Below are 276 nucleotides of genomic sequence, written 5' to 3'. Positions count from 1 at the left end.
ACGTATAAAGAAACAATAGCGCCGAATGGCTATGTAATAAATGAAGAGACGTTCTCATTTGAAATAAAAGAGAATGGAGAAGTTATTAAACATATCGTTCAAGATAAGAAGGTAGAAGGTGAGTTAGAAATAACGAAAGTAGATATAGCGGATGGGAATACGAAACTGCCAAATGCAGAATTTACTATCTACAACGAACAAGGAAAAGAAGTAGTAAAAGGAAAAACAAATGAGCAAGGTATAGCGAAATTCAAATTACCATACGGAAAGTACACG

At 34.1% G+C, this 276-nt stretch carries 1 protein-coding gene; it reads left to right on the top strand.

Annotated elements, in window-relative coordinates; genetic code table 11:
• The coding region (locus tag K5S59_RS29685) for an MSCRAMM family protein (RefSeq protein WP_259653028.1) at window positions 1–276 on the top strand (276 nt) is incomplete at both ends.

Origin of the sequence: Bacillus sp. BML-BC051, assembly GCF_019656175.1 — a bacterium.
GTDB classification, from domain to species: domain Bacteria; phylum Bacillota; class Bacilli; order Bacillales; family Bacillaceae_G; genus Bacillus_A; species Bacillus_A mobilis.
The sequence above is the reverse complement of the archived record's forward strand: the minus strand, read 5'-3'. Positions and strand labels throughout refer to the sequence as shown.